Origin of the sequence: Nonomuraea lactucae (assembly GCF_003313395.1) — a bacterium.
GTDB lineage: Bacteria > Actinomycetota > Actinomycetes > Streptosporangiales > Streptosporangiaceae > Nonomuraea > Nonomuraea lactucae.
The window spans coordinates 1-9,977 of sequence record NZ_QNFZ01000952.1 but is presented as its reverse complement, the minus strand read 5'-3'; the positions used below and the strand labels follow the sequence as shown (position 1 = coordinate 9,977).

10 protein-coding genes and 2 pseudogenes are annotated in these 9,977 nt (G+C 73.6%); 8 read left to right on the top strand and 4 right to left on the bottom strand.

What is annotated here, in order from left to right; genetic code table 11:
* A pseudogene (locus DQW85_RS33355) lies at positions 1-368 on the bottom strand (PaaX domain-containing protein, C- domain protein); the annotation flags it as partial.
* A 31-nt stretch (positions 369-399) separates the two neighbouring features.
* On the opposite strand from DQW85_RS33355, the gene DQW85_RS33350 reads away from it, so the two are divergent.
* From DQW85_RS33350 to ligD, 5 genes are all read left to right on the top strand, one after another.
* Positions 400-2,061: an acyl-CoA dehydrogenase family protein gene (locus DQW85_RS33350; protein ID WP_113703753.1), complete on the top strand. Its 1,662-nt coding sequence runs from the start codon at positions 400-402 to the stop codon at positions 2,059-2,061.
* 49 nt (positions 2,062-2,110) lie between these two features.
* Positions 2,111-2,356 carry a hypothetical protein gene (locus DQW85_RS47965; RefSeq protein ID WP_338043435.1) on the top strand — a complete coding sequence of 82 codons (246 nt, stop codon included), beginning with the start codon at positions 2,111-2,113 and terminating at the stop codon, positions 2,354-2,356.
* The gene (locus tag DQW85_RS47960; protein ID WP_338043434.1) at positions 2,353-2,565 is read left to right on the top strand and encodes an NADAR domain-containing protein; all 213 of its coding nucleotides are present in this window, start codon (positions 2,353-2,355) and stop codon (positions 2,563-2,565) included. Before DQW85_RS47965 ends, DQW85_RS47960 begins: the two co-directional genes overlap by 4 nt.
* Before the next feature lie 94 nt (positions 2,566-2,659).
* On the top strand, positions 2,660-3,400 hold the full coding sequence (locus DQW85_RS33340; RefSeq protein ID WP_113703752.1) for a crotonase/enoyl-CoA hydratase family protein: 741 nt from the start codon (positions 2,660-2,662) through the stop codon (positions 3,398-3,400).
* Between the two features lie 63 nt (positions 3,401-3,463).
* Positions 3,464-4,645: a non-homologous end-joining DNA ligase gene (ligD, locus tag DQW85_RS33335; RefSeq protein ID WP_113703751.1), complete on the top strand. Its 1,182-nt coding sequence runs from the start codon at positions 3,464-3,466 to the stop codon at positions 4,643-4,645.
* 128 nt (positions 4,646-4,773) lie between these two features.
* On the opposite strand, the gene DQW85_RS33330 is transcribed toward ligD, so the two are convergent.
* From DQW85_RS33330 to DQW85_RS33320, 3 genes are all read right to left on the bottom strand, one after another.
* On the bottom strand, positions 4,774-6,198 hold the full coding sequence (locus tag DQW85_RS33330; RefSeq protein ID WP_240197583.1) for an NAD(P)/FAD-dependent oxidoreductase: 1,425 nt from the start codon (positions 6,196-6,198) through the stop codon (positions 4,774-4,776).
* A 74-nt stretch (positions 6,199-6,272) separates the two neighbouring features.
* Positions 6,273-6,851: a helix-turn-helix domain-containing protein gene (locus tag DQW85_RS33325; protein ID WP_113703749.1), complete on the bottom strand. Its 579-nt coding sequence runs from the start codon at positions 6,849-6,851 to the stop codon at positions 6,273-6,275.
* Between the two features lie 203 nt (positions 6,852-7,054).
* Positions 7,055-7,822 (bottom strand): IclR family transcriptional regulator, encoded by a 768-nt coding sequence (locus tag DQW85_RS33320; protein ID WP_113703748.1) that lies wholly within the window; start codon positions 7,820-7,822, stop codon positions 7,055-7,057.
* A gap of 79 nt (positions 7,823-7,901) precedes the next feature.
* Here DQW85_RS33320 and DQW85_RS33315 point away from each other — a divergent pair, with 79 nt between their 5' ends.
* The 3 genes and pseudogenes from DQW85_RS33315 to DQW85_RS33305 form a co-directional block, all read left to right on the top strand.
* Positions 7,902-9,059: a 4-hydroxybenzoate 3-monooxygenase gene (locus tag DQW85_RS33315; protein ID WP_113703747.1), complete on the top strand. Its 1,158-nt coding sequence runs from the start codon at positions 7,902-7,904 to the stop codon at positions 9,057-9,059.
* Positions 9,060-9,094: 35 nt separating this feature from the next.
* Positions 9,095-9,763, top strand: coding sequence for a protocatechuate 3,4-dioxygenase subunit beta (gene pcaH, locus DQW85_RS33310; protein WP_113703754.1), 669 nt, complete (start codon positions 9,095-9,097; stop codon positions 9,761-9,763).
* A pseudogene (locus DQW85_RS33305) lies at positions 9,760-9,977 on the top strand (protocatechuate 3,4-dioxygenase subunit alpha); the annotation flags it as partial. The gene pcaH and the pseudogene DQW85_RS33305, both read left to right, overlap by 4 nt.

Below are 9,977 nucleotides of genomic sequence, written 5' to 3'. Positions count from 1 at the left end.
CGCAGCTCGGCCATGCGCAGCGCGCTCATCGCGTGGCGCAGCGCGGCCCGGTCGGCCGGCGCGCGCCGCTCGGCGGTGACGACGGCGATCTCCCAGGTGCCGTCCCACGGCTTCGGGTGCGGGGCGCGGCTCTCGTCCTGCCTGGCCTGGCGCTCGACGAGCCGCTCCGACAGCGTGTAGCGGCCACCGGCCGGTACGAGGTCGCCGGCCGCCACCATGCGGGAGAGCGCCACCCGCACCGTGCCCTCGGCGATGCCGAAAAGCGCGCCGACGCGCACCAGGTGGCGGGCGGGCAGGCTCGGCGGGTGGCTGCCCAGCAGGACGCTCAGCACGGCCGAGCGCGCGCTCAGGGTGTTACGGTCTTCCATCGCGTGTTGAGTATATGTAACACTCGCAGGCATGGGGCGCTATCTCATCGAACCGTTCGACGGCAGCGACCGCTACGCGACCGAGCGCTACCAGGGCGCCGCCGGACGCAACTGGTGGACCGTCGACCCGTCGCTGCGACTGCTCATGCGGCGCCATCTCGGCGACGGCTTCGCCTGGGCAGAGCCGCACCTGGACAGGCTCGGCGCCCTCATGAGCGGCCCCGTCAACGCCTGGGCGGAGGAGACCGACCGCAACCCGCCGCGGCTGGAGAAGTACGACAGGTGGGGCAGGGACGTCAGCGAGGTCGTCATGCCGCCGTCCTTCCACGCCGCCAGGCGGGCGCTGATGGAGGACAACTTCACCTCTCCCGCCTTCGCCCGGCGGGCGAGCGAGCACGGTGCCGACCCCGCCGCGCTCGCCGCGGCCTGGACGTACCTGCTCGACCAGGCCGACATCGGGATGGGCTGCGCGCTCGGCACGGGCGGCGACATGGTGGTGCGGCTCGCCGAGAAGCACGCGCCGGACGACGTCAGGGAACGAGTACGCGAGATCTTCGCCAACGGCTTCTACTCGGGCGAGGCCGCCCAGATGTTCACGGAGCGGACCGGCGGCTCCGACCTGGCCGCCCTGGAGGCCACCGCCGTCCCCGACGGCGAGTCGTGGCGGCTGACCGGGCTCAAGTGGTTCGCCTCGAACGCCAACGGGTCGGCGTTCGTGGTGCTCGCCCGGCGGGACGGCGGGGACGTCGCCCCGTTCCTGGTCCTGTGGGAGCGGCGCGACGGCTCCCGCAACGCGGTGCGCATCAGGCGGCTGAAGGACAAGCTGGGCACCCGCTCGGTCGCCTCGGCCGAGGTGGAGTTCGCCGGCGCGGAGGCGTACCTGCTGGCGGGTGAGGGCTCCGGCTCCGGGTTGGGCACGATGATGAGGCTCACCAACGCCTCCCGGCTCGGCGTGGCGATGATGGGCCTCGGCGTGGCCCGCCGCGCGCTCGTCGAGTCGATCTGCTACGCCCGCGCCCGCGAGGCGTTCGGCAGGCCGCTCATCGACCAGCCGCTGATGCGCCGCAAGCTCGCCGAGCTGATCGTGGCGGTCGAGGCCGCACAGGCGCTGGTGTTCGACGGCCACCTCGGCCCGCCCCTGCGCCTCGCGCCCGCACTGATCAAGCTGCGGGCCGCCCGGCTCGGCGTCACCGCGGCCAGCGACGCGATCGAGGTGCACGGCGGCAACGGCTACATCGAGCAGTGGCCCGTGGCCCGCCTCCTGCGCGACGCCCAGGTCAACCCCATCTGGGAGGGCGGCGACAACATCCTCTGCCTGGACGTACGGCGCGCCGTGCTGCGCGACCAGGCCCACGAGCCCTTCCTCGACCGGCTGCGCGCCGCCGCCACCTCCACCCTGGTCAACCGGCGGATCGACGACCTGGAGAAGGCGATCACCGCCTGGCGCGCCCTCGACTCGCGGACCGCCGAGGCGCGGCTGTATCCGCTGGGGGTGTTCATGGCGGACGTCTACGCCGCCGCGCTGCTGGAGGAGCAGGCAGGCTGGGGGCTCGACGACGAGCGCAAGTCGCTGGTGGCCCGCCTGTACGCCGAGGAGCACCTGGCCGAACGCGGACCGCTGCGCGGCCTCGACCGCCCGGCCGAGGACCTGGACCGCTTCGACGAGCTCGTCACGGGGGCCGTGGTCCTCTGAGTCGTCGGCAGGGTCGGGCAGGGTCGCGGCAGCGTGGTTGGGAGCGTGGTTGGCTGGGGCGTTGGCCAAGACCGGGCGGGGGTGGCAGGGGGTCGGCGTGGTCAAGCAGCTCCCGCGCACCGTGGCAGAGGCGATCGCCGCCGAGCGGGCGGGGCACCGCCTGCGCTATCTGTACTTCTGGGGGCACCGGCCCGCCCGCGACGGCGGTGTCGGCCCCGGCTGCCTGTCGCAGTGGTGGCCCGTCTCGTTCAGCGAGGGCGGGCACGTCTTCGGTTCGGCCGGCACCCCGAGTTGAAGGAGTACCTGCTCGCGACGGGGTCCCGGATCCTGGTCGAGGCCAGCCCGCGTGACCGGGTCTGGGGCATCGGCCTGGCCGCCGGCGACGAGCGGGCGGCGTCTCCGGCGACCTGGCAGGGGCTCAACCTGCTCGGGTTCGCGCTGATGGCCGCCCGCGACGCGCTCTCGGGAGGTGCCGAAACTGCGTGTGGCGCGGCGCCCGCGTGAGGTGCGGTGCCCGGGCCGTCCCCCGTACCGGCCGGGCGGTGCCGATCCCGATATGCTCCCGTTGGCGGGAGCTCCGAATCCAGCGGAGGTGGCCATGACCGTACGGATCGAGCGGGACGGGGCGGTCACGACCGTCGTGCTGAGCAGGCCCGAGGTGCGCAACGCGGTCGACCGGAAGACCGCCGGCGCGCTGGCCGAAGCCTTCCGTGAGTTCGACTCCTCGGACGCCTCGGTGGCCGTGCTGTGGGGCGAGGGCGGCACGTTCTGCGCGGGCGCCGACCTCAAGGCGCTCGACAACCATGTCGGCGAGGAGGGGGACGGGCCGATGGGGCCGACGAGGCTCCGCCTGTCCAAGCCCGTCATCGCCGCCGTCGCCGGGCACGCCGTGGCCGGCGGGCTGGAGCTGGCCCTCTGGTGCGACCTGCGGGTCGCCGAGGAGGACGCGGTGTTCGGCGTCTTCTGCCGCCGCTGGGGCGTGCCGCTCATCGACGGCGGCACCGTACGGCTGCCGCGGCTCGTCGGCGGCTCCCGGGCCATGGACATGATCCTCACCGGCAGGCCCGTCGGCGCGGCCGAGGCCAGGGAGATGGGGCTGGCCAACCGCGTCGTGCCCACGGGAACGGCGAGGCGGCACGCCGAGGAGCTGGCGCGCGAGCTGGCCCGGTTCCCGCAGGCGTGCCTGCGCGGCGACCGGATGTCGGCCCTGGAGCAGGAAGCTCTCGACGAGGCCGACGCGTTCCGGAACGAGCTGCGCCACGGCCTGCTCTCCCTGCCCGACGCGGCGGGCGGCGCGGCCCGCTTCGCCGCCGGCGAGGGCCGCCACGGCGCCTTCTGACCTCCGAGCGGGCGTTCGGGCAGCTCAGGGGGATTGTCGGAGGGGCGGCGTAGGGTGGGCCGCATGCCCGACATCGAGGTCGCGGGGCGGCAGGTGCGCGTCACCAACCCCGACAAGGTGATCTTCCCGCGGACCGGTCACACCAAGCTCGACCTGATCCGCTACTACCAGGCCGTGGCCGACGGGGCGCTGCGCGGCGTGGCGGGCAGGCCGATGATCCTCAAGAGATATGTGCGCGGCATCGAGGAGGAGGCGTTCTTCCAGAAGCGGGCGCCCGCCAAGCGGCCGAGCTGGATCGAGGTGGCAGAGCTGCGCTACCGGTCCGGGCTCAGCGCCGAGGAGGTCGTGGTCGACGACCTCGCCCAGCTGGTGTGGGTGGTCAACCTGGGCTGCGTCGACCTCAACCCCCATCCGCTGCGGGTGCCCGACCTCGCCCACCCCGACGAGCTGCGCATCGACCTCGACCCGGTGCCGGGGGTCGAGTGGGCCGACTTGCTCAAGACGGCGCTGGTCGCGCGGGAGGTGCTGGACGACCACGGCCTGACCGCCTGGCCGAAGACGTCGGGTTCGCGTGGCTTTCATGTCTATGCCCGGATCGAGCCGCGATGGCCGTTCGCCAAGGTGCGCACGGCGGCCGAGGCGGTGGCCCGCGAGGTCGAGCGCCGGGCTCCCGACCTGGCCACCAGCCGGTGGTGGAAGGAGGAGCGGCACGGCGTCTTCGTCGACTTCAACCAGAACGCCTACGACCGCACCGTGGCCTCCGCCTACTCCGTCCGCGCCGTGCCCGACGCCCGCGTGTCCACGCCGCTGACCTGGCGCGAGGTGCCCGGCTGCCGTCCCGAGGCGTTCACGATCGACACGGTGCCGAAGCGGCTGGCCGATGCCGGCGACCCCTGGGAGGACATGGACCTGAGCCCCGGCTCGCTCGACGGGCTCCTGGAGCTGGCCGAGTCGCTCGGCCCGGCGCCCAAGCCGCCCAAGGGCTCCGGGCGCAGGCAGCAGACCGTGCCGGTCATCGAGATCGCCAAGGCCCAGCACAAGGACGAGGCGATGGCCGGGTTCGAGCGGTGGAAGGCCCGCCATCCCGGGGTGGCGGCCCACCTGCGGCCCGCCGACGTGCTGGTCGACGGCATGCGCGGCCGCAGCAGCGTATGGTACCGGATCCGAGTCAACCTCCAGCACGTGCCTGAAGGGGAGCGGCCGCCGCAGGAGCCGCTGGAGGTCGACTTCGACCCCTGGCGCTGAACGCCTGGTCGCCGCACGTCGCCGCGCCGGCGGGTGACGTCCGTGCTGCGGCGACGCGAGAGCGGCCATCCCGCCCGGGCCGCCCGGAAGAAGCCGGCCTCCTGGCCTCGAAGGAGCCGGGAACGGGGTCAGCGGCCTGAGATGAGGTCGGCGAGGCGGGCGTACGGCGAGGTGGTGGTGCCCCGGTCGTTCTCCTGGCGGTCGGCGGCCCTGTACAGCGTGTAGATGAGCCGCACCCCCGCCCACCGCAGCGGCTCCGGCTCCCACTGGCGCACCTGGCGGCCCACCCACGGCAGCGCGGTCAGCTCGGTGTCGCGCCGCAGCACGAGGTCGCGCAGCGTGCGCCCGGCCAGGTTGGTGGTGGTCACGCCGCTGCCCACGTAGCCGCCCGCCCAGCCGAGGCCGGTCGCGTGGTCGAGGTGGACGGTCGAGCACCAGTCGCGGGGAACGCCGAGCACCCCGCACCACGAGTGCTGAACGCGCGCGTCGGCCGCGGCCGGGAACAGCTTGACCAGCATCCGCCAGAGCAGCGCCACCGTGGCCGCCTGGGTGGCGCCCCGGTCGTCGGTGCGCGAGCCGTAGCGGTAGGGGACGCCGCGCCCGCCGATCGCGATCCGGTCGTCGGCGGTGCGCTGGGCGTAGATGTAGGCGTGGGCCTGGTCGCCGAGCAGCTCGCCGCCCGCCCAGCCGATGTGCTTCCAGACCTCGGCGGGCAGCGGCTCGGTGACGATCATCGAGCTGTTCATCGGGAGCCACTGGCGGCGCTGCCCGGCCAGGCCCGAGGTGAAGCCCTCGGTGGCGCGGATGACGTACTCGGCGGTGACGACGCCGCGCGTGGTGACGGCCGCCGCGGGGCCGCCGCCGCGGGCTCCGCGGGGGCGGATCTCGGTCACGGCGGTGTTCTCGAAGATGTCCACGCCGAGCCCCGCCACCGCGCGGGCGAGGCCGACGGCGAGCTTGGCGGGCTGGACGCGGGCGCAGTGGGGGGAGTAGGCGGCCTCCAGGCCGCCCGCCACCTGCAGGCGTTCGCGCTGCTCGTCGCGGCCCAGCAGCCGCATGTCGTCCTCGCCGTATCCCCAGGCGCGCAGATCGGCGACCTCGGCGCGCAGGCGGCGGCGCTGCGCCGGGTTGGTGGCGACGTGCAGCACGCCGCCCTTGTGCACGTCGGCCTCGATGCCCTCCTCGCGGGTCACCCCGATGACCTCGTCCACCGCGCCGAACATCGCGTGCTGGAGGTCGATCATGGCCTGCCGGCCCCGGGCCTTGGCGTGCCGCTCGCGCGACCCGGCGAACTCGGCCGACAGCCAGCCGCCGTTGCGCCCCGACGCGCCGAACCCGGCGAACTCCTTCTCCAGCACTGCGATCCGCAGCCCCGGCTCCGCCTTCTTCAGGTAGTAGGCGGTCCACAGGCCGGTGTAACCGCCGCCGACGATGGCCACGTCGTACGAGCGCGGGCCGGGCAGCGCCGCCCGCCGGTCCGGCAGGCCGGTCTGCCGGTACCAGAAGGAGACGCCGCCGTTGGCGAAGTCCCCGCTGAGCGGGATGCCTGGTATCACGTGAGGAACCTTCCACATCGGACTCGTCGGAAAAAGCGTACGAAATCGGGCGTATGCCCATGGGGTGGGGTTCATGCCGACGGCGTCGGCGGGCTCACCACCCACAGCACCTCGGCCGGCTCGCCGCCGTCGTTGACCACCCGGTGGGGGACCGACGTGCGGAACTCGACGCTGTCGCCCGGCCCGAGCACATGCGCGACGGCCTCCGGCGCGGGCCCGAGCCAGAGCACGACCTCGCCGCGCAGCACGAGGAAGAACTCCTGCGAGTCGCCGTGCGTGTACGGGTCGTCCCCGGTGGACGCGCCCGGGTCGAACTCGCCGGCGTACATCTCCACGTTCTGCAGCGGGCGCTGGGAGATGAGGTACTTGCGCGCGCCCGGCCCGGTGGGCAGGGCGGGACGCTCCGCACGGCGCACGACCCGGTGCCCCACCTCGTCGTCCTCGCTGAACAGCTCGGCGACCGTGAGCCCGAGCGCCTGGGCGATCCGGCGCAGCATCCCGACGCTCGCGCTGGTCTGCCCGCGTTCGAGCTGGCTGATGAAGCTGGGGCTGGCCTGGGCCTCGCCGGCGAGGGCGCGCACGGTCATCTGACGCATGGTCCGGTACGCCCGGATGCGGGCGCCCAGGTGTGCGGTCTCCGACGCGGCCATCGAACCTCTTGATCAGCTTCACTGAACGGAATGTTCAGTGAGACCGTACTGCCACTGCCAGGGGGCCGCAACAGTCGGAGGTTCCTCGAAACGACGGGCCTGTGTCCGCTCACGATCCGCACCCACCGCGCCTGAGCCCACCGACGGTGCGCGAGTCCGCCGAGGGCGCGCGAGCCCGCCGACGGTGTGCGAGCCGAACGGGCCTAGACCGTGCCGCTGGACGCCGCCGCGTACGCCCGCGCGATCTGGTCGGCCGCGTCGCGCAGCGGCTCCACCAGGCGGTGCAGCTCGCGGGCGCGGCGGGAGGACAGCACGATGCCGAGCGCGGCGACCGGGCGGCCGTCCACCAGCACCGGCACCGCGGCCGAGCACGAGCCGAGCGACATCTCCTCGAACGTCAGCGCGTGGCCCTGGGCCCGCACGGCCGCCAGCTCCCGGGCCAGCCTGCCCGGCTCGGTGATCGTGTGCGCGGTGGGCCGCTCCAGCTTGCGCGCCAGGTACGCCTGCACGAACCAGTCGGGCTCGTACGCCAGCAGCGCCTTGCCCACGCCGGTGGGATGCATCGGCAGCCGCCCGCCCGTCCTGGACACGATCGGCACGGCCCTCCTGCCGTGCACCTTGTCCACGTACAGCACCTCCAGGCCGTCGCGCACGGCCAGGTGGACGTTCTCGCCGGTCCTCGCGAACACCTCCTGCAGCCACGGATGGGCCAGGTCCTGCAGCCTGGCCGGCGCGAGCTGCCCCAGCTCCCACAGGCGCATCCCGATCCGCAGCCGCCCGTCGGGCGCGCGGCTGAGCGCCCGCCACTGCTCCAGCTCGCCCGCCAGCCGGTGGACGGTGCTCAGCGGCAGCCCGCTCCGCCTGGCCAGGTCGGTCAGCGTGAGCTGCGGATGCGCCGAGTCGAACGCGCCGAGGATGGCGAGCACCTTGGACGTCACCGAGCGCCCGGCCTCCCGCGAACCGCCTGCCATGCGCGAAATCCTGCATCAAGATTCCGCTCAGCGGAAGAGACGGCTCGGCGGAGCGGCGGTTCGGCGGAATGCTTGCCCCATGCGAACACAGGTCGGGATCATCGGCGCCGGCCCCGCGGGACTCCTCCTGTCCCACCTGCTCCACCAGCGCGGCATCTCCTCCGTGGTGCTGGAGAAGCGCGGTCGCGCCCACGTGGAGAGCCGCGTGCGCGCGGGAGTGCTGGAGCAGGGCACGGTGGACACGCTGGTCGCGGCGGGCGTCGGCGAGCGGCTGCTGCGCGAGGGCCTGCCGCACCAGGGCATCGAGCTCAGGTACGGCGAGCGGGGCCACCGCATCGCGTTCGAGAAGCTGGTGCCGGGCAGGTCCATCACCGTGTACGGCCAGCAGGAGGTCGTCAAGGACCTCATCGCCGCCCGGCTCGAGGCCGGCGGCGACGTGCGCTTCGAGGTCGAGGACGTGGCGCCGCACTCGCCGGAGGCCGGGCCGTACCTCACGTTCGGCGGCGAGCGGCTCGACTGCGACGTCATCGCCGGCTGCGACGGGTTCCACGGTGTGTCCAGGGCGTCCATCCCCGAAGGGGTCCTGCGCCTCCACGAGCGCGAGTACCCCTTCGCCTGGCTCGGCGTCCTGGCCAGGGTGGCGCCCTCGTCGAAGGAGCTCATCTACGCCAGGAACGAGCGCGGCTTCGCCCTGCACAGCATGCGCTCGCCCGAGATCAGCCGCTTCTACCTGCAGGTGCCGCCCGACGCCGACGACGGCGACTGGCCGGACGAGCGGATCTGGGCGGAGCTGAAGCAGCGGCTGGAGACGGTGCCCGGCTTCACGCTCGCCACCGGCGAGATCATCGAGAGGTCCGTCACGCCGATGCGGAGCTTCGTCGCCGAGCCCATGCAGTACGGCAGGCTCTTCCTCGCCGGCGACGCCGCCCACATCGTGCCGCCCACCGGCGCGAAGGGGCTCAACCTGGCCGTCGCCGACGTGCGGGTGCTGACCGAGGCGCTCGACCTGTTCTTCTCGACGGGCTCGGCCGACCTGCTCGACGGCTACTCGCGGGCGTGCCTGAAGCGGGTGTGGCGGGCCCAGCACTTCTCCTGGTGGATGACGAACCTGCTGCACACCTTCGACTCCGACGACGACTACGGCAGACGGCTGCAGCTCTCGTACCTGGACTACGTCACCTCCTCGGAGGCGGCGGCCACGACGCTGGCGGAGAACTACGTGGGGCTGCCGTGGTGAACTCCGACATCCCCCTGAACAAGCCGAGGACCACCATGATCCACCCGCCCTACCTGAGCCCCGGCTACCGCAGCACCATCCTGCGGGCCCCGCGGCGCCCGCCCGTGCCGTTCGAGGCGGACCCCGACACGATCGAGCTGAGCGGCCCCGTCTTCGGGCACGAGGAGATCGGCCCGCTCGACCACGACCTGACGCGGCAGCACGCGGGCGAGCCGATCGGCGAGCGCGTCATCGTCACGGGCCGTGTCCTCGACGGCTCCGGCCGTCCCGTCCGCGGCACGCTGGTCGAGCTCTGGCAGGCCAACGCCGCCGGCCGGTACGCGCACGACGGGGACCGGCACCCCGCGCCGCTCGACCCCAACTTCACCGGCGCGGGCCGCTGCCTCACCGACGGGGACGGCCGATACCGGTTCGTCACGATCAAGCCCGGGGCCTACCCCTGGCGCAACCACCCCAACGCCTGGCGGCCAGCCCATCTCCACTTCTCCGTCTTCGGGCGGGCGTTCACCCAGCGGCTCGTCACCCAGATGTACTTCCCCGGCGACCCGCTGATGCCGTTCGACCCGGTCCTGCAGTCCGTTCCCGACCCCGCCGGCCGGGAACGGCTGGTCTCCGCCTTCTCCCTGGACGTCACCGAACCGGAATGGGCCCTCGGGTACACCTTCGACATCGTGCTCGGCAGCACCCCGATGGAGACGCCATGACCGTCACGCCGTCGCAGACCGTCGGCCCGTTCTTCGCCCACGCGCTGCCGTACCCGCACGACTGGGAGCTGGTGCCGCCGGGCCACCCCGGCGCCGTCACCCTCGAAGGGCGGGTGCTGGACGGGGCGGGCGGACCGGTGCCCGACGCGCTGCTGGAACTCTGGCTCGGCCGGCCGGGCGACCGCGGCGCGCTGAGCCGCGGCGGCGGGCGGGT

Coding starts and splice junctions, on each gene's coding strand:
- DQW85_RS33340 (WP_113703752.1), top strand. CDS start 2,660: ATGACCGTACGGATCGAGCGGGACGGGGCGGTCACGACCGTCGTGCTG.
- DQW85_RS33320 (WP_113703748.1), bottom strand. CDS start 7,822: ATGGCAGGCGGTTCGCGGGAGGCCGGGCGCTCGGTGACGTCCAAGGTG.
- DQW85_RS33350 (WP_113703753.1), top strand. CDS start 400: ATGGGGCGCTATCTCATCGAACCGTTCGACGGCAGCGACCGCTACGCG.
- DQW85_RS33325 (WP_113703749.1), bottom strand. CDS start 6,851: ATGGCCGCGTCGGAGACCGCACACCTGGGCGCCCGCATCCGGGCGTAC.
- ligD (WP_113703751.1), top strand. CDS start 3,464: ATGCCCGACATCGAGGTCGCGGGGCGGCAGGTGCGCGTCACCAACCCC.
- pcaH (WP_113703754.1), top strand. CDS start 9,095: ATGATCCACCCGCCCTACCTGAGCCCCGGCTACCGCAGCACCATCCTG.
- DQW85_RS33315 (WP_113703747.1), top strand. CDS start 7,902: ATGCGAACACAGGTCGGGATCATCGGCGCCGGCCCCGCGGGACTCCTC.